The following is a 22,113-nucleotide window of genomic DNA, read 5'->3' as shown; positions in this document are numbered from 1 at the left end:
CAGCGGCAATCGCGGAGTGCGCCGCGCGAACGGCGCATTCCTGGCCGCTACTGCCCGGTGACCGGCAGCTTCGAGATGTCGGCGCTGCCGAGCGCCTTCTCATCAGGCACGATCGACCTGTCCTTGCGGACTTTCGCCACGTCGCTGGCGGTGACCGGCGGCGCGCTGTTGCCCCAGCTGGTGCGGATAAAGTTGACCACATCCGCCACCTGCCCGTCGTCCAGGCGCCAGCCAAACGGCGGCATGGTCAGGTTAGAGACCGCATTTTTCACCGCCGGCGTGGTGCTGCCCGTCAGGATGATATGGATAAGCGACGTCGCATCCTGCGTCTGCACCACCGGGTTGCCCTTCAGCGCCGGGAAGGCGCGTTTATAGCCCGCGCCGTCGGTACGGTGACAGGCCGCGCAGTTATCGACGTACAGCGCCGCGCCGGGCTTGCTGTCATCTCCCTTCCACAGATCTTTCGCCACGCTGTCCTCCACCGGCGCAGGGGTCTGCTGACCGCCGCGCGGCGGCAGGGATTTCAGGTAGCGGGCAATCGCCGTCACGTCCTCGTCGGAGAGATACTGCAGGCTGTGCTCCACCACGTCGCTCATGCCGCCGAAGACCACCGACTTATCGTTGCGGCCGGTTTTCAGGAACTCCGCCAGCTCCGCCTCGCTCCAGCTGCCGAGGCCGTCGCGGTTTTCGCCGCGCAGGCTCGAGGCGACCCAGCCGTCCACCGGCGCGCTGCTGCCGGCGAGGTAATCGTCGCCTTCGGTTTCGCTCAGCGCCTTCTCCTGCATCGTCAGACTACGCGGCGTATGGCAGGCGCCGCAGTGGCCGAGCCCCTCCACCAGATAGCGGCCGCGCTCAAGCAGCGGGTCAACCTGCGGATTAGCGACAAAATCGCTCGGCGCGGGCGCGAAGATCCCGCGCCAGAACACCAGCGGCCAGCGCATAGAGAGCGGCCACGGGATATCGCTGTCGCGATTTGCCGCGTTTACCGGCGCCACGCCGTGCATAAAGTAGGCGTACATCGCCCGCATGTCCGCTTCGCTGATGCGCGCGAACGACGGGTACGGCATAGCCGGATAGAGCGTCGAGCCGTCCTTACGCACCCCTTTGCGCACCGCATCGTCGAACTCTTCAAAGGTATAGTCGCCGATACCGTGGGTTTTATCCGGGGTAATGTTGGTGGAGTAGATGGTGCCGATTGGCGTCCCCATCGGCAGACCGCCGGCGAAGGGCTGGCCCTCTTTACCGTTGGTATGGCAGGCGACGCAGTCCCCCGCGCGCGCCAGATACTCACCCTGTTTAATTAAGCTGCCGTCGGCCGGGGCCTCTTCGGCAAAAGCGGAAAAACTCAGCGCACCGAGCACCAGTGCAGATAGCCATTGCATCTTCATCATTTGCCTTCCTTTATGCCTGCACCAGTGGACCCGGATTTTTCAGGTACCGTTCGCGGATCGCTTTTGCCGACCAGTAGGCCAGCGCGGCCACGGTTCCCGTCGGGTTATATCCCAGGCCCTGCGGGAAGGCAGAGGCGCCGATAACGAAAACGTTGTGGACATCCCAGCTCTGCAGATAGCGGTTCACGGCGCTGGTTTTCGGGTTCTCGCCCATCACCGCCCCGCCGTTCATGTGGGTGGTCTGATAGCTGGTGGTATCAAAGTGGCTGTTGGCGTTTTTCGGGCTGCCGAGCATATATTTCGGCTTCATGGCTTTGGCAATCGGCGCCATCTTGTCGAACATAAACTGCGCCATCTTGATGTCGTTTTCCTGCCAGTCAAAGGTCATGCGCAGCAGCGGCTGGCCGAAGACGTTTTTGTAGTTCGGATCGAGGTCAAGATAGTTCTGGCGGTAGGATTGATGCGCGCCGTGCGCGTCCATCGACAGATGGTGGGTATAGGTGTCGGCAACCGCCGCTTTCCACTTGCTGCCCCACGCCGGAGTGCCCGGAGGAACCGGCAGGCCGGAGATTGGCTTGGTCCCGGCCTGGTTGACCCAGAACGGAGAGCCGCCGACAAAACCGGCGGCGCCGTGATCGAAGTTATCGCCGTTAAAGTCATCAATCCCGACGCCGTTGCCGCCCGCGCCAATAAACGGGTTGGTGACGGTATCTTTATCGAAGATGGCCTTAATGGTGGTCATGTTCTGATAGGCAAAGTTGCGCCCGACCACCCCTTCGCCGGTTTGCGGATCGTAGGGTTTGCCGATGCCGGAGAGCAGCATCAGGTGCACGTTGTGGAACTGGAAGGCGCCGATGATAACCAGATCGGCCGGCTGCTCCATCTCCCGCCCCTGGGCGTCGACGTAGCTGACGCCGGTGGCCCGCTGCCGGTCGGGGGTGAGGTTAACCTTCAGCACGTTGGCGTTGGTGCGCAGCTCAAAGCGCTTCTCCTGACGCAGCGCTGGCAGGATATTGACGTTTGGCGAGGCCTTGGAATACATGTAGCAGGCGTAGCCGCTGCAGTAGCCGCAGAAGTTGCACGGCCCCATCTGCGCGCCGTAGGTGTTGGTATAGGAGTCAGAGGTGTTGGCTGACGGCAGGTTGTACGGGTGATAGCCCACCTCGCGCGCCGCCTTCTCAAACAGCTGCGCCGACCAGGTATTCTTCTGCGCCGGCAGCGGGAAGTCGTCCGAGCGATCCGGGGCAAAGACGTTGCCGCCGCGATCCTTCCCGACCACCTTTCCCTTCACCGACCAGGCGGTGCCCGAGGTGCCGAAAACCTTTTCCGCCTTATCAAAGAACGGCTCCAGTTCGTCGTAGGTGACGCCGAAATCCTGGATAATCATGTCCTGCGGGATAAAGCTTTTGCCGTAGCGCTCCTCATAGTGGCTGCGCATCCGCAGCTCGATCGGGTCAACGCGGAAGTGCACCCCGGACCAGTGCAGGCCCGCGCCGCCAACGCCGGTTCCCGGCAGAAAGGCCGCCAGTTGACGATACGGCACCGCATCCTGAGCGCTATTATGGCGAATGGTGACCGTGCTTTTCGACAGGTCCTGGAACAGCTTGCGGCGAATGTTGTAGGTCAGCTCATCGACCACCTGCGGATAGGCGCCATCGGGCCAGGTATCGCGCATCGGGCCGCGCTCCAGCGCCACCACGTTGAGGCCCGCTTCGGTCAGCTCTTTGGCCATAATGGCGCCAACCCAGCCAAACCCCACAATCGCGACATCGGTTTTTTTCAGTACGGTGGCCATCGTTACGCCCTCTCCCCATTAATTGATACCGGCGGGAGGGGATAGCGTTCACCCCGTTCAACCCAGTCCATAAAGTCGGCGCGCGCGCCGGGAAAATTAATCAACGTCCAGCCGACCATGCCCTTATTGCCGCCATGAATCGGGTCGCTGAAGAATCCTTCGCGGGTGTTCTGCAGCAGATAAGAGAAGAACAGTGAGGACGGCAGCTGCTTAAACGCGGCGCTGCCCGATTCAAACTGGCTCAGCGCGGCGTCCTGCTGCTCGGCGGTCAGTTCGGCAAAAGGTTTCTGATGCTGGCTGCGACACCATTCGTCGGCGTCCGCAATCCCGAGGTTGTAGATCTGTTTTGGCACCAGCGGGAGCTGGTAGCCCATCTCTTTCGGCACGTCCGGGTTAAACGGACCCTGCATATACCAGATGGAACCGGTAGCATAGGGGGTATTCATCTGGCGATCGATAAACTCCGGAACCCCCGCCTCGCGCGCGCCGGGCCCCAGCTCGTCGGCCGGAATAAGGCGAGCCACCGCGGCATTGATAAACGCCCACTCCTGCTCGTTAAAGAACTGCGGCTGCCAGCCCTCGCCGGCCGGCGTTTTTGCCGCCGCTGCGGCGTCGGATGCCTGGGCCTGAGCCGCGGCGCCAATGGCCCCGACGCCGCCGCCAGCGATGACGACCGTTGGAATCAAGGCCATTGATTTTACTAAAAAATCACGCCTCGAGCTGTTGGTTTTTTCACTCGACATTATCACATTCCTGTCATTTAAAATGGCTGCTTTTGTAGGTTACAAGCCCAGCAATATCGAATCTGGAACCGATACCATTCAGCCTCCGCATCGCGGGACCTGCTGGTTCGATCCATTAAGTCGTACAAAAAATCGCCGTTGGCGAGGTGATTATTTATCGCGTTATCGTTTGGATATTAGTCGATCCTCAAAACCAGTCGCCAAAACGGGAAAAATATTCCCGGAACTTGATAATGAGAACGTTTATTAAATAACCTGGATGCAGAAGCTCGTGCGGAATCACCGAAGGCGTAGTGCGTATCCGTGCCAAAAAAAGAGTGATATGTATCACAAATGTTATTATTTGTTTATGGTACATGTCTGCCTGGCGGCGTGCAAACGCCGGCGTCGGCAAATATTAAACAATTTGAGCGGTTAAGTTAGTTAATTACGGATATTAATTACTTTGCTTTCGCCCGGCATCTGGCGGTTATTTGCGCCGTGCCGGGCGAGGGTTATCAGCCATTAACCGCGCCGCCCGCCCCTATTTATTTCGGCCGTCGGCCCTTCTCGCCGCGACCGATTTTATGCCGTCGCCTAAGGCGTCGGGAAAATCCACAGGTCGCCGGCGGGAAGCGTAATATGGCAATGCTCCGCGTCGCGCAGCGCCGTGCCGTAGACGCGAATAGCAAAGTCATCCCCGCGGGTGCGGAACAGATATTCCCAGCGGTCGCCAAGATACATGCTGGTCAGCAGCGGCAGCTCGAGCATGTTGTCTTCCGGGGAGGAGCCAAGACGCAGGCGCTCAACGCGGATCACCGCCGTCGCCTGCTGGCCGACGCTGACCCCCTCTCCCGCCATGCCCCACAGCGCCCAGCTGGCGCCCTCGATGCGCGCCCGGCCGTTTTCGAGAGCCGTTATCTTACCGCGCAGGCGGTTGTTGCTGCCCATAAACTCGGCGGCAAACAGCGTCGTCGGATTGCCGTACATCTCCTGGGGCGTGCCCTGCTGCTCGATCACCCCGTTGTTCAACAGCAGGATACGGTCGGATATCGCCATCGCCTCATTCTGGTCGTGAGTCACCATCAGCGCCGAGAGCCCGAGCTTGATAATCAGCTCGCGCAGAAAGACCCTCGCCTCTTCGCGCAGCTTGGCGTCGAGGTTCGACAGCGGTTCGTCGAGCAGGATAACCGGCGGGTTGTAGACCAGCGCCCGGCCAATCGCCACGCGCTGCTGCTGGCCGCCGGAAAGCTGATGGGGATGGCGGCTGCCGAGATGCCCCAGGCCGAGCTGGTCGAGCACCGCCTGTACCCGCTGGGCGATTTCGCCGCTGGCGACCTTGCGCAGCTTGAGCGGATAGGCGACGTTTTCAAATACGGTCTTATGCGGCCACAGGGCATAGGACTGGAACACCAGCCCCAGATTGCGCTCCTCGGCGGGGATTTCGCTGCGCGGATTGCCGTCATAGACCGCGGTTTTGCCAATGGTAATCCGCCCGGCGGTAGGTTTCTCCAGCCCGGCGACGGCGCGCAGCAGGGTCGTTTTCCCGCTGCCGGACGGCCCGAGCAGCGACACCACTTCCCCCCGCTGAAGCGTCATCGACACCCCTTTCAGAACCGGGTTGTCGCCATAGGTGAGGTGCAGGTTTTCTACGGATAGCTCAATCATGTAATTTCACTCCAAAGCGCAGGGCGATACCCAGGCCGATGACCACCAGCAGGATATTGATAAACGAGAGCGCGGCGACGATATCGATAGCCCCCGCCGCCCACAGCGAGACCAGCATGGAGCCGATCGTTTCCGTCCCCGGCGAAAGCAGGTACACCCCGGTGGAGTATTCACGCTCGAAGATCAGGAACATCAGCAGCCACGAGCCGATCAGGCCGTAGCGCGACAGCGGAACCGTGACGTGGCGGGTCACCTGGCCGCGAGAGGCGCCGGTGCTGCGGGCCGCCTCCTCAAGCTCCGGTGCCACCTGCAGCAGCGTCGAGGAGATCAGGCGCAGCCCGTAGGCCATCCACACCACGGTATAGGCCAGCCAGACGCTAAAAATGGTGTTGCGCAGCGCCCGCAGCTGCACGATAAGATGCTCGCGCAGCCAGTCGGCCATCGGCAGCGCCGAGAGCCAGCCGTTTTTCAGCGACTGATCGAGCCACATCGGCAGGAATAAAAACACCCACAGAAACGCCAGCCCCGCCAGCAGACCCGGCACCGCGCGCGGCACCAGCACGCTGTAGTCAAGGAAGCGCGTCACGTTGTCCGGCTTGCGGTGCATGGCGATCCCGACAAACAGATAGCACACGACCGCCAGCGCGCCGCCAAAAATACCGATCGCCATCGAGTTGACGATGGCCCGCAGCAGGTTCGGCTGCTGCCAGATGTTGCGGAAGGTCGCCAGCGAGAGCTCGTCCCACAGCGACACGCCGACGCCCCAGTTGGAAATAAACGCCCGCATCGCCACGCCAAGCAGCGGGACGCCGATGGTTACCGTCAGCCACAGCACCACCACCACGCCGGCAACCCAGCGCCACTTGCCCAGCGGCAGCGCGCGCGCCTGGGAGGCCTTGCCCTTCATGGTGACAAAGCGGTTGGCGGTGCGCATCAGCCGACGCTGCAGCATCACCAGCGGGATGGTGATGCAAATGAGCACCACCGCCACCGCCGCCATCAGGTGATAAGAGGGGGTGCCAAGCTTATTGGTCAGCTTATAGAGGTAGGTCGCCAGCACCATGTTGCCCTCGGGGTCGCCGAGTACCAGCATCAGGCCGAACACCTCCAGGCCGAGGAAAAACAGCAGCACGCAGGCGTAGAGGATCGAGGGCCGCACCATCGGCAGGCTGACGGAGGTCATGACCTGCAGCGGCGAAGCGCCGACCGTCCTGGCCGCCTCCTCGACGTCGGAGCCGACGCTGCGCAGAGCGGAGGAGATATAGAGATAGGCGTGCGGGACGTGGGTTAATCCGGCGATCGCCACGATGCTGAACATCGAGTAGATGTTCCACGGCACAAAGCCCAGCAGCCGCTCGGCCCACTGCGAGAAGAAGCCAACCGGCCCCGCCGCCACCACGTAGCCAAAGGCCAGCACCATCGGCGAGACGAAGATGGGTACCAGGATCAGGGGTTCAATAAAGCGCCGGCCGGGCAAATCGGTGCGGACCATTAAAAAGGCGAGGATCCCCCCGAGCGGAATGGCGATCGCCACCAGGCCGAACGCCAGAATAAAGCCGGACCTCAGCGCCAGATAAAAATCAGGGTCGGTAAAGATAAATTCGAAGGCTTCAAAGCTGAACGCTTTCGAACGCGCAAAAAAAGGCGCCGAGAGAAAGCTCTGCACCACAATAAATAACAGCGGGACGTAGATAGCCAATGCCGCGATCAGCACCACAATACCGCGCGGCAGCCCCTGCCATTTTCGGCGTAATACGTTCATATGCGATCCCTTTGCTCAGGCGTTAACGCAGCCTGCCGGGTATTAACGGGCGCGACAGCGGAAGATGTCGCGCCTCAGGAGGATTATTTAGCCGCCGCGCTACGCCACTGTTTGATAAATTCCAGACGCTTTTTCGGTTCCAGATATTCCAGCAGGGTTTCATCCACCGGAATCGGCTTCAGGGCGTTACCCAGCATTTTGGTCATCCCGTCGATATCATTTTTGCCTTCGATATCGTTACGAATAGAGGGGATATCGGCCTGACCGGCGAGGATGCTCTGCCCTTTCTCTGACAGCACGTAGTCGAACCACAGCTTCGCGGCGTTAGGATGCCCGGCGTCGGCGGTAATAAACGAGACGCGGGAAAGGACCAGCACGTAGTCTTTGGGATAGGCGATGCCGAGGGAGGGATCGGTTTTGGCGCGCGCTTCGGCGTAAGAGCCGAGAATGTTAAAGCCAATCAGGTTTTCACCCGATGAGACGCGCTCCATCATGGTGCCGGTAGAGGATTGCACGGTCAGGCCGCCTTTGGCCATTCCCGCCAGGTTGCTAAAATAGCTGGCGTCGGCCTTGCTGTCCTGCACCGCCAGCATAAAGCCGAGGCCAGATTTTTCGATATCGTAGGTGGTGACCTTACCTTTAAATTTGTCGGCCTGGCCGGCAATCAGCTTCGCCAGCGCGGTGTGGGAGTCCGGCACGTCGCCCTGCGGGATCAGCCGCTTGTTGTAGATAAAGACCACCGGCTCATAGGTGGTGCCGTAGGCCTTCTGCTGCCAGACCGCCCATTTTGGCAGCTTGCCCAGCTCGGGCGAGGCGTACTCTTCGGCGTAGTCGGTGGCGAGCTTCAGCGCCGTATCCATCGATGAGCTCCAGACCACGTCTCCGCTGCCGCCGCCCGCCGCCTGCTCGCTGATGTAGCGGTTGTACAGCTCGGTGCTGTTCATATCGTTATATTCAACGTTAATTCCGGGGTACTGCGCCTCGAACCCTTTAATTAACGGCCCCGCCGCTTTGGTATCGGTCGTTGAATAGATGACAACCTTGCCCTCTTTCTTCCCGGCATCAACCACCTTTTGATATTCAGCCGGGTAGCCCTGAGGGAGCGCCGCCAAAACGGAGCCGGAGAAGACTGCCGTCAGTGAAACCACTAAACCACCAATTTTCTTATACATAAAACCAACCCTTAGGTATCATTTATTAAACACAAATTTAACATATAGCGAGGGGTTCACGGCTTGCAACGCCGGGGGCGGTTTTTTTCTGGCTTTTGTGATGCTGACGGAATTTAACTCTTATTTAGCGCGATATAGACGGATAAGAAGTGTGTTGGCGGAATAGTCGCCAGCATCATTGAAGATGAAATATTAAGAAAACATTAAGCAGGCATTTTCGTAGCGGGATGCCGGCACCGGGAATATTCGGCTGGCCGGCAAAATGGCACCGATTTAGCGCCGAGGCGGCGGAAAATAATTAACCCGCCGGAAGGCCGGCAGCGGCAATATAATTTTCCGCCGTTAATGATTGCCGCCCGACGATATTAACCCCGCGCTTCGCGCGGCCACACCTGCGGGAACAGCGGTGAAACCAGGGCATCGCCCTCTTTTAGCGTCAACTCCGGGAACGGCGGCGAGGTCACGCCCCCGCGGTCAACAAAGGTGGCGTCGTCGCCCACCCAGCGGGCGGAGAAGACCCGTCGCGCCCGCGCCGTGGCGTTACCTCTGGCGCCGTGCAGCGTTCGGTAGTGGAAGGCGATCGCGTCGCCCGGCTCCAGCGCCCAGCTGACGATATCGTACTCCTCCTGATGGGCGTCAATGTCCGGCAGCTCCTTAAAGCGACCGTGCTGATAGAGCTTCGAGCCGTTGAAGCGGGTCGGACTGAACTCCTCTCCCCACAGGTGGGAACCGCGGATGCAGCGCAGCGAAATCTCCTGCGCAACCGGGTCCAGCGGGATCCAAAAGCTGACGTTCTGCCGCCCCTCAACGCAGTAGTAGGGCTGATCGTGGTGCCAGGGGGTGACCGTGCTGCCGCCGGCGGGCTTGACCAGAGTGTGCTCGTGGAAAAATTTCGCCGTGGTCGATTGCATCAGGGCGGCGGCAATTTCCGCCGCCGGCGACTGCCTGACAAACTGCTCAAAATCGGCGATCCGTGACCAGTTGCAGTAGTCCTGGAAAAAGGGCGCGGAGCCGTCCTTCGGCACCACCGTTCTGGCGTGCCCGTACTCGCTGGGGTTGGCCATCAGTTCCGCCACGCCGTTCGCCAGTCCGTCGATCCACGCAGTGAACGCGCCCTTCAGTAACACCACTCCATCCGTCTGGTAGGTATCGATCGTCTGCCGGTCGATCTGCGGATAACGCTGATTGTGCATAGCTAACCGTCCTGTACTGGATAAATGATTGGGTTGATGACGCCGGGCGTCAGCGGACTCAGGTTATTTAGCCAGCGTCGAATGGTAAATTATTATAAAACGATACTCGTCATAGCAATTTATGAGCCTCTGAGCCTGTCCCACCGGACGTTAGTATTTTGTCGGGCACTGTCCGGGATCGAAATAACAAATAAAATAGCCCTCGAGCCTGGCGCTCAGGCGCCTGACAATATATATCCCCGGCGCGCTCGAAGTTACCGGCTAAACCAGCGCCGGGGTTAGCTCAATGCTGCGACAATAGTCCATAAAAAGCTGCGTTGGCCGGGTAGGTTCGTTATTGGCGAGGTGCGCCATAATTAAGGTTGAGGCCGGCATTTGATCTTCAATCTCCAGCTGGACCAGCCGCTCGCCGTCGTAGGTCATATCGCAAAGCGGCCGGGTCACTAATACCGAGAAGCCCAGCCCCTGCCCGACCATACAGCGCACCATCTCAATTGACGGCGAGCTGTAGGCCACCTGCGGGTGGTAGCCCTTCTCTTTAAAAATGGTAATAAAATAGTTTTTACTCGGCACCGCATCGAGCAAAATCATCGGCTCCTGGCTTAATTCCTGCAGCGTAACGCTCTTTTTTTGCGCCAGCGGATGGCTGGCCGGTAATAGCGCATAGGGTTTATGCGGCGCATTGAGCGTCTCTTTACTGATCGAGTGGCCTAATTCCAGATCGTAGACCAGGGCTAAATCAAAACGCCCGCGATGCAGGCCGTGCATTAATTCATGCTGCTCGCCATCGTAGAGCTGAAGGGTTATTTCGGGATACATCTTTTTAAATCCGGCCACCAGCTTTGGCATATACAGCGGGGCGACGGATTCAAAGCAGCCCACCGAAATGGTGCCGGAAACCAGCTCCTTATCGGCGCGCGCGTTTTGTTCAAACTCCCAGGAGAGGCGCAGCAGCTCCTTGGCTTTCTCGTAGAAGCGCCGCCCGCAGGGGGTGAGCGAAACGCCCTGCGCGTGGTGGCGAATAAACAGCTGCTGCTCGAAGGTGCCCTCAAGGTTTTTTATCGCAATCGAGATCGACGGCTGGGCAATATGCAGCTGTCGGGAGGCTTCGGCGATGCTTTCGGTCTCCACAACGGTAACGAAGTATTTAAGTTGTTTGAGCGTGAATCGCGTCATAGCCTTACCCTTTATGAAATATTGTTACTCACAGAAACGGCATAGTTTCCTGATAGGCCGATTGCAAGCATCGTGCCACTCCCCGGCTAAAAGACGCATTGCCGCGGGGATGAATGAATTATTTATCTCGCTAAATGCGCTGAAATAATAAAACCCCAGCCCCGGTGGTTTAATTGCACCAATATGAACCAGGCTGCACCAAATAAATCCCCGAAGCGCCCCATTGTGGCACAATGCCCAATTTACCGGCCGATTCCGTTGACCAATAACAGCAATTGTTTTTTTAATGTTTAGTTCTTGTTTCGCACTCATTGCTTTAAATTTATTGAAATTAATCTGGCTATATAGTTTTTTTAAACTTAAAGACCAAAAATTTACTAATTGCCTGATGGCGAAGAGTACCAGCATAGTGTAATTGCCCGATAAATAGTGACGATGCCCCATTTTAGAACATCGGTATCGTCTTCATGTCCGTTAATTATGGCGAGTGAAATAGCCCATGATGTTTAACTGGAACTACATGTTAAGTCTGCTCAGCGACGCAGATTTTTGGCAGGCCACCTGGACCGTCATTAAACTGAGTCTGCTGACCTGGGGTTGCAGTATTGTGCTGGGCTTTATTCTCGCCCTCGCCAAGCAGTCGCCGCGCAGGCTTTTTAACGTCCCCGCCCGGCTCTATATCTGGCTGTTTCGCAGCCTGCCGCTGCTGGTGCTGCTGATCTTCGTTTATAACCTGCCGCAGGCGGTGCCGTCATTTGCGGTGGTGCTCAACGATCCCTTCTGGGCCGGCCTGCTGGCGATGGTGCTCAGCGAAGCGGCCTACGTCGCCGAGATCCATCGCGGCGGCCTGCTCTCCATCGCCAAAGGCCAGGGCGAGGCCGCGCGGGCCTTAGGGCTGCGCTATGGCGGCACGCAGTGGCGGGTGATTATTCCCCAGGCGCTGCGGGTGGCGCTGCCGGCGCTGGCCAATGAGTATATTGCGATCGTTAAGCTCAGCTCGCTGGTTTCCGTCATCTCCCTGACCGAGATTTTGATGGTCGGCCAGCGCCTCTATTCGCAAAACTTTTTGGTGATGGAGACCATGGCGGCGGTGGCGTTCTACTACGTGCTGATCGTCACCGTGTTTGACTTCCTGCTGAAGCGCCTGGAGACCTGGCTCGACGTCACCCAGCGTAAAACCAACCGCCCGGTCGACGCCGACATGCTGGCGCTGGCCACCGCCGCCCGTCCGGCCGTTGCCCGCAGCGTCATCGATAGCCACCAGCCGGCGCTGCAGGCCTCGAAGTTGCATAAAGCCTACAACAACGTGGAGGTGCTGGGCGCCGTCAGCCTGCAGGTCCAGCCCGGGGAAGTGGTGTCGGTTATCGGCCCTTCCGGCTCCGGCAAAACCACGCTGATTCGCCTGCTCAACGGCCTGGAACAGATCGATAACGGCGAGATCCGCATCAACGGCCAGCCTTTTATTCACCTCGAACGCCAGGGCGTGCAGAAGCCGCGCTTTATGGAGAACGCCGCGCACCGGCTGAATATTGGCATGGTCTTTCAGAGCTTCAACCTCTTCCCGCACCTGACCGTGTTCGGCAACCTGCTGCTGGCCCCGCGCTATCACCGACTGGCGGCGGAGGCGGAGCTCAGGCAGCGCGCCTGCGAGCTGCTGTATAAGGTCGGCATGCTCGACCACGCGTGGAAGTATCCGCACCAGCTTTCCGGCGGCCAGCAGCAGCGGGTGGCTATCGCCCGCGCCCTGATGATGCGCCCGCAAATCATGCTCTTCGATGAGCCAACCTCGGCGCTGGACCCGGAAAAAGTCAACGAAGTGCTTCAGGTTATCGAATCGCTGGCCGATGAGGGGATCACCATGGTTATCGTGACCCACGAGATGAATTTTGCCTTCAAAGTTTCCGACCGAATTGTCTTTATGGAAAAAGGGCGCGTGGTTTGCGACGACACGCCTCAGGCGATGCGCGACGGCGATCACCCGCGCGTTGACGCCTTCCTCAAAGACGTCTCTTTGGCTTAACCGCTCCGTTTGTGAAAGGAAAAAATATGATCGCGCAGTGGCAAATCGAACAGTTTCATCAGCAGGGTTTTCTGGTGGTTGAGGCGGTGCTCTCTCCCGCAGAGATCGCCGGGCTGCAGCAGGATTTCGACGGCTGGGTGGCGGAGAGCCGCCGCCACGACGAGGCCTGGGGAGCGACCGAGGACGGCCGCCCGCGCTTCGACCTTGAAAGCGACCATCGCCCCGACCACCCGTCGCTGCGCCGCGTCAGCTCGCCGACGGAGATCTCCGCCGCCTACCGACGCGCGGCGCTGGATTCGCGGATGGCGGCGATTGCCGCGCAGCTTATCGGCGGCAGCGGCACCCGCTTTCATCACAGCAAAATTAACTCCAAGCTGCCGCATACCACCACCCAGGTGAAATGGCACCAGGATTTTCTCTTCACGCCGCACAGTAACGACGACATCATCACCGCCCTGCTGATGGTCAGCGACGTGACGCCGGAGAACGGCCCGCTGAACGTGGTGCCGGGAAGCCATAAGGGGCCGCTGTGGTCGCACTGGCAGGCGTCGCGCTTCACCGGCGCGGTGGATGACGAGGTGGTGGCGACCCACTGCCAGCAGCCCGAGGCCTGCTTTGGCCCGTCCGGCTCGGTGTGCTTTATGCATACCCGGCTGCTCCACGCCTCCAGCCCCAATGAAACCGACCTGCCGCGTACCCTGTTTATCAGCGTTTACGCCGCCGAAGACGCCCTGCCGTACGGCGACAACCCGCTGCCCAGCGCCCACGCCGGACGGCTGGTCGCCGGCACGGAGAGCGGGCTGGTGCGCAGCGCCGCCAATCATGTTCGTCTGCCGCAGAAGCCGCGCGGCGCCTCGTTTTTCGTACAGCAGGCCGGAAACGACCCTGCCAGCATGTGATTGCCCCCCACTTTGGAGATCTCTATGAAACGTTTAAATACCCTGCTCCTCTGCACCGTCGGCGCCCTGAGCGCGGCCAGCGCCCAAGCGGCCTTTCTGCAGCCGGGAAAAATCATTGCCGGTTCGGATATGACCTTTTTCCCTTACGAATATATTGATAGCAATAAACCCGCCGGCTTTGATATCGAGTTTCTCGCCGGGATTGCCAAAACCATGGGCCGCGAGGCGGTCAACCTCGATACCCGCTTCCCAAATCTGATCCCCGGCCTGCAGGGCGGACGCTTTGATATCACCAACTCGTCGATGTATATCACCGCCGAACGGCTGAAGGTGATTGATATGGTTCCGTACCTGAAAAGCGGCGAGTCGATCCTCGCCCTCAAGGGTGCCAGCTATCAGCCGAAGACGCCGGAGGAGTTTTGCGGCCATAAGATTGGCTCGATGGGCGCCACCTCGTGGCTGGCGCAGCTGCAAAAGCTCTCCGCCGACTACTGCGTGAAAAAAGGACTGCCGCCGATAGCGCTTAGCGAATACGCCACCGACCCGCAAACCACCCAGGCACTGCTGTCGCGGGCGGTGGAGGCGCAGATAACCGATGCAGCGGTGGCGCGCGGCGTGGTCGACAAGCTTGGCGACCGCATCACCATCTCCTCCACGACGCTGATCTACCCGGTGCTCAACGGCTTCGGGGTGAAAAAAGGCAACAGCGAAGTGAAGACCGCGCTTGAGGAGGGGCTGAAGAAGTTTAGCGCCACGCCGGAGTACGCCGCCCTGCTGAAAAAATATAACTTCCAGCCGCCGACCGCAGCGGACCTCAACGACCTGATGCCGAAAGTGGAATAACGCCGTGGCCTACTCTTTTGAAGAACAAACGCGCATCGATCTGGCGGCAACACTGCGCATTGTTGCCCACCTCGGCATGCACGAGGCGGTCGCCAACCACTTTAGCGCCGCCCTGTCGGCGGATGGCAAAACGTTTCTGCTCAACCCGAAGTGGCGCCACTTCTCGCGCATTCGCGCCAGCGATCTGCTGCTGCTGAACGCCGATGATGAAGAGAACGCCCACCGCGCGGACGTGGACGCCACGGCGTGGGCTATTCACGGGCAGATTCACCAGCGGCTGCCGCAGGCCCGGGCGGTGCTGCATCTGCATCCGGTGTATGCCACCAGCGTCGCCTGCCTCGAGCAGCCGCAGATCCTGCCTATCGATCAAAACACCGCGCGCTACTTTCAGCGCGTGGCGGTCGATACGCTGTACGGCGGGATGGCCGATACCGTCGCCGAGGGGGCGCGGCTGGCGGGGCTGCTGGCGGATAAACGCCGCCTGCTGATGGGCAATCACGGGGTACTGGTGACCGCCGGCTCCATCGGCGAGGCGTTTGACGATATCTGGACCCTCGAGCGCGCCTGTCAGATTCTGGTCACCGCCTGGTCAACCGGCCGGCCGCTGAAGGTGCTGTCCGATGAGGTGGCGGAGAAAACCGCCGCCGACTGGGAAAAAATCAGCGACTTTTCCCATCAGCATTTTGAGGAGATGAAACAGCTGATGATCGACGCCGATCCTTCGCTGCTTGACTAAACTGCCCCAGGCTTCCCCCGGACAACGCCGGGGGAGCCGCTTAGCGCTGCGCCAGCATGATGTTTTCCAGCGCCGTGAGGAATGGGATCAGGTGAAACGGCTGGAAAACGAGGCCAATTTATCCCCGTGAGCCGATGTGTATTGACCACTACCTGCGATATAGCTTGCAATTATTTTTGTCCCGCTGTCCAGCCCGATGTTGCCAGGTCATTTTTGGCTAAATAAAGCGTTTAGCCGCGAAATAATTAATCTATTGCAGGCGACGTAAATATATTTTATACGCTCAATGAATATGCATTAATAAATTCAAAAATAACATTCAGCGCGCTGGGGAACTATTTTCTGGTAAAAAGAGGAGACCCGTCAACCGGCCGGCAGAGCGCCTGCCCGCGCGGGCGATTAAAATGCGTAAAAAAAACCGCCGGGCGCTGGTTTTTCTTAGGATTAATCTTATAATCGAAGGATAAAAATTTACCTGCCAGCAGTACCTTGAGAAAGGCGAAAAACATGCCCAGACCTACTGCGCTGTACGTTCCTCACGTTTTGAGCGCGGCGGATATCGCGCCGGAAGAGCGTTACCAGCAAATATCGCAAAACCTCGGCTGCTATGGGATAGAAGTGGCGAACAACCGCCGCCCGGCAGAGATTATTGCCACGCATAAGACTATATCCGCTATTTCCGGCGACTATTGTAGTGCGATGGGTTCGAAAAATCAGACCACCTTCGATCCGCATCGCGTCGAGGAGCAGTCGATCTATATTTCGCTGCTGGTGCAGGGGCATCAGCTTATTAGCGGCAGAAAGAAATCCGTCTCCGCGCAGGTCAATCCCGGAATGCTGATTGTTCATCAGCGCAATGACTATTATCAGTATCAGTGCGACGACGTGAAGCAGCTCTATATCATTCCGCGCAGCGAGAAAATCAAAGAGGTTTTTAACGGCAGGCTCAATAGTCCGGTTGTTTCTCTGGAGAATCATCCTCTGGCGATGTTTCTGAAATCGCACATGATGCTGCTCGATAGCCATTCGGCGAGCCTGTCGCTAAAGGAGACGGCAACCGTTGTCGACGGTCTGCATAATATGGCGCTGCTGGTCCTGAGCGATATCGCGAAACAGCAGGGATTAATCTCTTCCGGCAAGCTTGGGCATCTGGTGAATAGCGCGAAATCGTTTATCGCCCTGCACTATCAGCAGCACGATCTCTCCCCTGACCTGCTGTCAAAAGCGCTCCACTGCTCGCGATCCAGCCTCGATCGCGCCTTCAACGAACAGGGAACCTCGGTTATGACGGTGCTTAAAGAGCGGCGTTTAGAGGCCGCGCGCGCGCTGCTGGAGAGCGCACCTCAGCTGCGGGTCGAGCAGATTTCGTGGCTCTGCGGGTTTATCAGCCATCCGTTATTTAGCAAAAGCTTCCGCGAGAAATATCACGCATCGCCGAAGACCTGGCGCGAAAATTATCATAAAGCCGGTTAATACGCCGCGGGCTTTGTGATTCAGCGCTGGCGAAACGATTTAAAACGCATTGCCCGGCGCTCTTTAATATAGCTAAGCAGGCTATAGACGGAAATACCCAGCAGGGCAACGGCGACGAGGGCTAAAATGATTGAGCTGATGTTCATTATGGTTTTCTCCATATCATTGAGAATATGATTTTTATCATAATGATTCTCACTCCGGCGACCAGTCCCGACAGCCTCAACTCTGTTCTCTGCCCCTCACGCCAGCACTCTCCATAAGCGCTTGATCTTCATCGGCATGGAGAGCAGCATGGATCGGCAAACATCACAAAATAACTACGCTAACCGCCCACCACAGGAGAGACTCAGTGCCTACCGGACATCGCTTTCAGGCTACGGATCTGCATCAGTTTGTCGTCGCCCTTTTCAGCCACCTCGGCAGCACCGCCAGCGAAGCGGCCCTCGTCGCCGACCATCTGATTGCCGCCAACCTCGCCGGCCACGATTCGCACGGCGTCGGGATGATCCCGAGCTACGTGCGCTCCCACGCCGCGGGGCATCTACAGCTTAACCGGCATGCCAGCATTATGAAGGACGCCGGGGCGGTAGTGACCCTCGACGGTAACGCCGGGTTCGGGCAGGTTGTCGCCCACGAGGCGATGCAGATCGGTATCGAAAAGGCACAGCGGCACGGCATGGCCGCCGTCGCCCTGCGCAACGCCCACCATATCGGCCGCATCGGCTACTGGGCCGAGCAGTGCGCGGCGGCGGGCATGATCTCTATCCACTTCGTCAGCGTCGTTGGCGACCCGATGGTTGCGCCGTTTCGCGGGAAGGACAGCCGCTTCGGCACCAACCCGCTGTGCGTAGTATTCCCGCGCAGGGGCCAGCCGCCGCTGCTGCTGGACTACGCCACCAGCGCCATCGCCTTCGGCAAGACCCGCGTTGCCTGGCACAAGGGCGAAGCGGTGCCCGCCGGCTCGTTAATCGATGCCCACGGCGAGCCAACCAACGACCCGGCGGTGATGCAGACCTCGCCGCTGGGCGCGCTGCTGACCTTTGCCCAGCATAAAGGCTACGCCCTGGCGACGCTGTGCGAGATCCTCGGCGGCGCGGTATCCGGCGGGCAGACAACCCACCAGGAGAGCCTGCAAACCTGCGTTGACGCCATTTTCAACTGCATGACCACCATCATTCTGGACCCGGAAACCTTCGATGCTCCGCAGATGCAGAGCGAAACTGAAGCCTTTATCGACTGGTGTAAGCAGTCCCCGCACGAGGCGGACGCTCCGATTCTGGTGCCCGGCGAATGGGAGCAGGCCAACCGCGAGGAGCGTCTGGCGCAGGGCATTCCGCTGGATGAGGGCAGCTGGCAGGCCATCTGCAGCGCGGCGCAGGAGGCCGGTTTAGCCGCGCAAACCCTCGCCCACTTCCGGCAAAAAATGGCCTGATCCCCCGCCCTGCGCCCCTTCCTTCGCGCCGCCGGACGGCGCGAGCCCGCCATCGCCGGGGCGTCTGGCCGGGCCGCTCGTCATCGTCATTAGTGACGACATCGCGACGACCCGGCATCCCCTGATTTAATTTATCATAAAAATCAATATCTTATTTTTTGGCACGCTTCCTGCTTAACAGCCACACCTGACGTCAGCATCGTGACGCAAGGACTCAATGACGATGGCAGGCCGGGCCCGGCCTGACCGACGATCTTCATTCACTGTTAACAGGTCTGTTACTGATGAAAAAAATCACGAGCGTTTGCCCTTACTGTGGGGCGGGTTGCAAACTTAAGCTGGTTGTCGAGAACGATAAAATTATCCGCGCCGAAGCCGCCGATGGGGTGACCAACCAAAACCAGCTGTGCCTCAAAGGCTATTACGGATGGGATTTCCTCAACGATACCCAGCTGCTCACCCCGCGCCTGAAGCAGCCGATGATTCGCTACCAAAAAGGCGGCAAGCTCACCCCGGTAACCTGGGATGAAGCGATCCGCTATACCGCCAAAAAGCTGCAGGCCATCAAGCAGCAGCACGGCCCGCGCGCCATTATGACCACAGGCTCATCCCGCGGCACGGGGAATGAAACCAACTATGTGATGCAGAAATTTGCCCGCGCGGTGCTCAACACCAACAACGTCGACTGCTGCGCCCGCGTGTGTCACGGGCCGTCGGTAGCTGGCCTCCAGCAGGCGCTGGGCAACGGCGCGATGAGCAACTCGATAAGCGATATTGAAAACTCGAAATGCCTGCTGGTCTTTGGCTACAACTGCGCGGATTCCCACCCGATCGTGGCCCGCAGGGTGATCAAAGCCCGCGAGAACGGGGCGAAGATCATCGTCTGCGACCCGCGGCGCATTGAAACCGCGCGCATTGCCGATCGTCACCTGCAGCTCAATAACGGCAGCAATATGGCGCTGGTCAACGCCTTTGCGCACGTGCTGCTCGAGGAAGACCTCTACAATCATGATTACGTCGATCGCTTTACCGAAGGCCTTGAGGCCTACCGGGAAGCGGTGCGGGACTACTCACCCGAGGCGGTTGAAGCGCTGACCGGGGTGCCGGCGCAGGAGGTGCGCCAGGCGATGCGCATGTTTGCCGCCGCGCCTTCGGCCACCATTATGTGGGGAATGGGCGTGACCCAGTTTGGCCAGGCGGTGGACGTGGTCAAAGGGCTGGCCAGCCTCGCGCTGCTCACCGGCAACCTTGGGCGCGAGCACGTCGGCGTCGGCCCGGTACGCGGACAAAACAACGTCCAGGGCGCCTGCGACATGGGGGTTCTGCCGAACCTCTTCCCCGGTTATCAGGAGGTCACCGACCCGCAGGTGCGGGCTAAGTTTGCCGAGGCCTGGGGCATCGACCCGGCGCTGATGGACGATAAGGTCGGCACCCGCATCACCGAAGTGCCCCACAAGGCGCTGACCGGGGAGATCAAGGCCTACTACATCATGGGGGAAGATCCGCTGCAGACGGAGGCCGACCTCGGGCTGGTGCGCAAGGGGATCGAGGCGCTGGATTTCGTGGTGGTGCAGGATATCTTTATGACCAAAACCGCCGAGATAGCCGACGTGCTGCTGCCGGCGACCTCCTGGGGCGAACACGGCGGCGTGTTCACCTGCGCCGATCGCGGCTTCCAGCGCTTTGAAAAAGCGATCCCGGCGTCGGGAAACGTCAAGCGCGACTGGGAGATAATCAGCCTACTGGCCAGCGAAATGGGCTACCCGATGCACTACGCGGATAACCAGCAAATCTGGGACGAAATGCGCGAGCTATGCCCGCTGTTCTACGGCGTAACCTATGAAAAAATGGGTGACATGAACCACGTGCAGTGGCCCTGTCCGACGCTGGATCATCCGGGCACGCCGTGGCTTTATAAGGATAACCATTTTGATACCCCGACGGGTAAAGGCCAGCTGTTCGCCGCGCCGTGGCGGGCCCCGGCCGAAACGCCGGATGCCGATTATCCGCTGGTGCTGTGCACGGTGCGCGAAGTCGGCCACTACTCGTGCCGCTCGATGACCGGCAACTGCGCGGCGCTGCAGTCGCTGGCCGACGAGCCGGGCCGGGTACAAATTAGCCGCGCCGATGCGCAGCAGATGGGGATTACCGACCGGCAGCTGGTGTGGGTCAGCTCGCGGCGCGGAAAGGTGATCACCCGCGCCGATATCAGCGATCGCATCAACAGCGGCGCCGTCTATATGACCTACCAGTGGTGGGTGGGGGCCTGCAATGAGTTAACCCAGGATAACCTCGACCCGATCTCGAAAACGCCGGAAACCAAGTACTGCGCGGTGAAGGTCGAGGCCATTGCCGATCAGCGCTGGGCGGAACAGTTTGCGCTCAGCGCCTACAACGAGATGAAAGCGCGCCTGAAAGCCGCGGCTAACGCCTAAAAGCATCAGGGGAGGCGCGCGTCTCCCCTGACGTGACGTTGTCACTCAAGGCGTCAGGCTTCACCGGCCTGCGGCAGCAGTTTTTCCACCAGCGCCGTCCACATCAGCACCCCGGGTTCGATCAGATCGTCATTAAAATCATAGCCGGCGTTATGCAGCGGTTTGGACGGCGTTTCGCCATCGGTACCGATCCAGAAATAGGCGCCGGGGCACGCTTCCAGCATGCAGGCAAAATCTTCTGAGGCCATTGACGGGCTGACCTCGGCGTTCACCGCCGACTCGCCCAGCGCGGCAATCGCCGCCTCGCGGACGCTCAGCGCCTGCGCCGGATGGTTCCTGGTGACCGGATAGCCCGGATACCAGAAAATCTCCCCCTGCACGTCAGAGACCTGCGGCTGCGTCGCCACGTAGCGTTCAATCAGCCCTTTTACCCGCTCGCGAACCGGGTTGCTCAGGCAGCGGAAGGTGCCGCGCAGCACCACTTTGTCCGGCAGGACGTTGATCGCCTCCCCGCCGCTAATCTGCGTAATGCTGACCACCGCCGACTCCTGCGGCGACAGGCGCCGCGACGGAATCGTCTGCAGCGCCATAATAAGCTGCGCGGCGGCGACGATCGGGTCGGCCCCGCTCTCCGGCATCGCCGCATGGCAGCTTTTGCCGGTCAGGGTGATTTCGAAGGCATCAAGGGAGGCCATCATCGCGCCGCTGTTGATCGCCACCTGCCCCAGCGGGATCCCCGGCCAGTTGTGCAGCGCGTAAATGGCGTCCATTGGAAACAGGGTAAACAGCCCCTCTTCGACCATTTTGCGTGCGCCGCCGAGGTTCTCTTCCGCCGGTTGAAAAACAAAATGCACCGTGCCGCGAAAGCGGCGGGTCCGCGCCAGATGCGCCGCCGCGGCCAGCAGCATCGCGGTATGGCCATCGTGGCCGCAGGCGTGCATCACGCCGGGATTGCGGGATTTGTAGCTGACCTCGCCGAGTTCGGTAATCGGCAGGGCGTCCATATCGGCGCGCAGGCCGATTACCGGGCCAGGGCCGTTCTCCAGGGTCGCCACCACCCCCGTTCCCGCCAGCCCCGTATGCACCTGCAGGCCAAACGAGGCCAGCAGTTCGGCGACGCGACGGGAGGTTTTCTGTTCCTGGTAGCCCAGTTCAGGGTAAGCATGAAAATCGCGTCGCCAGCGAATAGCCTCGGCGATGGATGAAGGCGATACTGCCATGTCGTACTCCTTTCCTGCACAGCATCAGCGCTGAGCGAGGGTTGTTATCGGTATACATTTTATCCATGCGCCCCGCGAGCGCCGGGCTGCTCTATGAGTTATATCCTTTCGCCAGCGCGCTGACAACTCTCGCTAAACGTCCGCCCGGCGGGCTTTGGCGAGCGGCCGCGGCC

At 59.7% G+C, this 22,113-nt stretch carries 18 protein-coding genes and 1 pseudogene; 7 read left to right on the top strand and 12 right to left on the bottom strand.

The window, feature by feature from the left end:
* Positions 1-47 precede the first annotated feature (47 nt).
* From RTE01_RS22275 to RTE01_RS22235, 9 genes are all read right to left on the bottom strand, one after another.
* A complete protein-coding gene (locus RTE01_RS22275; protein ID WP_166793737.1) occupies positions 48-1,391 on the bottom strand; it encodes a c-type cytochrome in 1,344 nt (447 codons plus the stop codon).
* A 10-nt stretch (positions 1,392-1,401) separates the two neighbouring features.
* Positions 1,402-3,186 (bottom strand): GMC family oxidoreductase, encoded by a 1,785-nt coding sequence (locus RTE01_RS22270; RefSeq protein WP_041145984.1) that lies wholly within the window; start codon positions 3,184-3,186, stop codon positions 1,402-1,404.
* Positions 3,187-3,188: 2 nt separating this feature from the next.
* Entirely contained in the window at positions 3,189-3,932 is a 744-nt protein-coding gene (locus tag RTE01_RS22265) for a gluconate 2-dehydrogenase subunit 3 family protein (RefSeq protein ID WP_170197860.1), read from the bottom strand.
* Between the two features lie 573 nt (positions 3,933-4,505).
* Positions 4,506-5,576, bottom strand: coding sequence for an ABC transporter ATP-binding protein (locus tag RTE01_RS22260; RefSeq protein WP_115192477.1), 1,071 nt, complete (start codon positions 5,574-5,576; stop codon positions 4,506-4,508).
* A complete protein-coding gene (locus RTE01_RS22255; protein WP_041145987.1) occupies positions 5,569-7,338 on the bottom strand; it encodes an ABC transporter permease in 1,770 nt (589 codons plus the stop codon). The genes RTE01_RS22260 and RTE01_RS22255 overlap by 8 nt, the downstream gene beginning before the upstream one ends.
* An 83-nt stretch (positions 7,339-7,421) precedes the next feature.
* Positions 7,422-8,510 (bottom strand): ABC transporter substrate-binding protein, encoded by a 1,089-nt coding sequence (locus RTE01_RS22250; protein ID WP_041145988.1) that lies wholly within the window; start codon positions 8,508-8,510, stop codon positions 7,422-7,424.
* A gap of 365 nt (positions 8,511-8,875) precedes the next feature.
* Positions 8,876-9,703, bottom strand: a complete 828-nt coding sequence (locus RTE01_RS22245; protein WP_041145989.1) for a phytanoyl-CoA dioxygenase family protein — start codon at positions 9,701-9,703, stop codon at positions 8,876-8,878.
* A gap of 261 nt (positions 9,704-9,964) precedes the next feature.
* Positions 9,965-10,879, bottom strand: a complete 915-nt coding sequence (locus RTE01_RS22240) for a LysR family transcriptional regulator (RefSeq protein WP_041145990.1) — start codon at positions 10,877-10,879, stop codon at positions 9,965-9,967.
* 24 nt (positions 10,880-10,903) lie between these two features.
* A complete protein-coding gene (locus RTE01_RS22235; RefSeq protein WP_123551528.1) occupies positions 10,904-11,287 on the bottom strand; it encodes a hypothetical protein in 384 nt (127 codons plus the stop codon).
* A 91-nt stretch (positions 11,288-11,378) separates the two neighbouring features.
* Between RTE01_RS22235 and RTE01_RS22230 the strand changes: the two genes are divergently transcribed.
* Genes RTE01_RS22230 through RTE01_RS22215 form a run of 4 tightly spaced genes read left to right on the top strand, consistent with a single transcriptional unit; the run spans position 11,379 to position 15,377 of the window.
* Positions 11,379-12,899 carry an amino acid ABC transporter permease/ATP-binding protein gene (locus RTE01_RS22230; RefSeq protein ID WP_141335381.1) on the top strand — a complete coding sequence of 507 codons (1,521 nt, stop codon included), beginning with the start codon at positions 11,379-11,381 and terminating at the stop codon, positions 12,897-12,899.
* Positions 12,900-12,925: 26 nt separating this feature from the next.
* A complete protein-coding gene (locus tag RTE01_RS22225) occupies positions 12,926-13,798 on the top strand; it encodes a phytanoyl-CoA dioxygenase family protein (RefSeq protein WP_134526484.1) in 873 nt (290 codons plus the stop codon).
* Positions 13,799-13,822: 24 nt separating this feature from the next.
* The gene (locus RTE01_RS22220) at positions 13,823-14,641 is read left to right on the top strand and encodes an ABC transporter substrate-binding protein (protein WP_134526487.1); all 819 of its coding nucleotides are present in this window, start codon (positions 13,823-13,825) and stop codon (positions 14,639-14,641) included.
* A gap of 4 nt (positions 14,642-14,645) precedes the next feature.
* Positions 14,646-15,377, top strand: a complete 732-nt coding sequence (locus RTE01_RS22215) for a class II aldolase and adducin N-terminal domain-containing protein (RefSeq protein WP_123551529.1) — start codon at positions 14,646-14,648, stop codon at positions 15,375-15,377.
* Between the two features lie 46 nt (positions 15,378-15,423).
* Here the strand turns inward: RTE01_RS22215 and RTE01_RS22210 are convergent.
* A pseudogene (locus tag RTE01_RS22210) lies at positions 15,424-15,495 on the bottom strand (ABC transporter ATP-binding protein); the annotation flags it as partial.
* 389 nt (positions 15,496-15,884) lie between these two features.
* Here RTE01_RS22210 and RTE01_RS22205 point away from each other — a divergent pair.
* Positions 15,885-16,850 carry a helix-turn-helix domain-containing protein gene (locus tag RTE01_RS22205; RefSeq protein ID WP_041145996.1) on the top strand — a complete coding sequence of 322 codons (966 nt, stop codon included), beginning with the start codon at positions 15,885-15,887 and terminating at the stop codon, positions 16,848-16,850.
* A gap of 20 nt (positions 16,851-16,870) precedes the next feature.
* On the opposite strand, the gene RTE01_RS22200 is transcribed toward RTE01_RS22205, so the two are convergent.
* Positions 16,871-16,990, bottom strand: a complete 120-nt coding sequence (locus RTE01_RS22200; RefSeq protein ID WP_139339464.1) for a small membrane protein — start codon at positions 16,988-16,990, stop codon at positions 16,871-16,873.
* 212 nt (positions 16,991-17,202) lie between these two features.
* On the opposite strand from RTE01_RS22200, the gene RTE01_RS22195 reads away from it, so the two are divergent.
* Together RTE01_RS22195 and fdhF are read left to right on the top strand one after the other, a co-directional pair.
* A complete protein-coding gene (locus tag RTE01_RS22195; protein ID WP_123551530.1) occupies positions 17,203-18,285 on the top strand; it encodes a malate/lactate/ureidoglycolate dehydrogenase in 1,083 nt (360 codons plus the stop codon).
* A 284-nt stretch (positions 18,286-18,569) separates the two neighbouring features.
* On the top strand, positions 18,570-20,720 hold the full coding sequence (fdhF, locus tag RTE01_RS22190; protein ID WP_041145998.1) for a formate dehydrogenase subunit alpha: 2,151 nt from the start codon (positions 18,570-18,572) through the stop codon (positions 20,718-20,720).
* Between the two features lie 53 nt (positions 20,721-20,773).
* On the opposite strand, the gene RTE01_RS22185 is transcribed toward fdhF, so the two are convergent.
* Positions 20,774-21,940, bottom strand: coding sequence for a M20 aminoacylase family protein (locus tag RTE01_RS22185; protein WP_134526490.1), 1,167 nt, complete (start codon positions 21,938-21,940; stop codon positions 20,774-20,776).
* Positions 21,941-22,113: the final 173 nt, after the last annotated feature.

Source organism: Klebsiella terrigena, from assembly GCF_006539725.1.
GTDB lineage: Bacteria > Pseudomonadota > Gammaproteobacteria > Enterobacterales > Enterobacteriaceae > Klebsiella > Klebsiella terrigena.
Note: the sequence above shows the minus strand (reverse complement) of the source record. Positions and strands in the feature narration are given on the sequence as shown.

Bases quoted from the DNA above. Each gene is read 5' to 3' on its own strand.
- RTE01_RS22275 (WP_166793737.1), bottom strand. From the start codon at position 1,391: ATGATGAAGATGCAATGGCTATCTGCACTGGTGCTCGGTGCGCTGAGT.
- RTE01_RS22270 (WP_041145984.1), bottom strand. From the start codon at position 3,186: ATGGCCACCGTACTGAAAAAAACCGATGTCGCGATTGTGGGGTTTGGC.
- RTE01_RS22260 (WP_115192477.1), bottom strand. From the start codon at position 5,576: ATGATTGAGCTATCCGTAGAAAACCTGCACCTCACCTATGGCGACAAC.
- RTE01_RS22255 (WP_041145987.1), bottom strand. From the start codon at position 7,338: ATGAACGTATTACGCCGAAAATGGCAGGGGCTGCCGCGCGGTATTGTG.
- RTE01_RS22250 (WP_041145988.1), bottom strand. From the start codon at position 8,510: ATGTATAAGAAAATTGGTGGTTTAGTGGTTTCACTGACGGCAGTCTTC.
- RTE01_RS22245 (WP_041145989.1), bottom strand. From the start codon at position 9,703: ATGCACAATCAGCGTTATCCGCAGATCGACCGGCAGACGATCGATACC.
- RTE01_RS22240 (WP_041145990.1), bottom strand. From the start codon at position 10,879: ATGACGCGATTCACGCTCAAACAACTTAAATACTTCGTTACCGTTGTG.
- RTE01_RS22235 (WP_123551528.1), bottom strand. From the start codon at position 11,287: ATGCTGGTACTCTTCGCCATCAGGCAATTAGTAAATTTTTGGTCTTTA.
- RTE01_RS22230 (WP_141335381.1), top strand. From the start codon at position 11,379: ATGATGTTTAACTGGAACTACATGTTAAGTCTGCTCAGCGACGCAGAT.
- RTE01_RS22225 (WP_134526484.1), top strand. From the start codon at position 12,926: ATGATCGCGCAGTGGCAAATCGAACAGTTTCATCAGCAGGGTTTTCTG.
- RTE01_RS22220 (WP_134526487.1), top strand. From the start codon at position 13,823: ATGAAACGTTTAAATACCCTGCTCCTCTGCACCGTCGGCGCCCTGAGC.
- RTE01_RS22205 (WP_041145996.1), top strand. From the start codon at position 15,885: ATGCCCAGACCTACTGCGCTGTACGTTCCTCACGTTTTGAGCGCGGCG.
- fdhF (WP_041145998.1), top strand. From the start codon at position 18,570: ATGAAAAAAATCACGAGCGTTTGCCCTTACTGTGGGGCGGGTTGCAAA.
- RTE01_RS22185 (WP_134526490.1), bottom strand. From the start codon at position 21,940: ATGGCAGTATCGCCTTCATCCATCGCCGAGGCTATTCGCTGGCGACGC.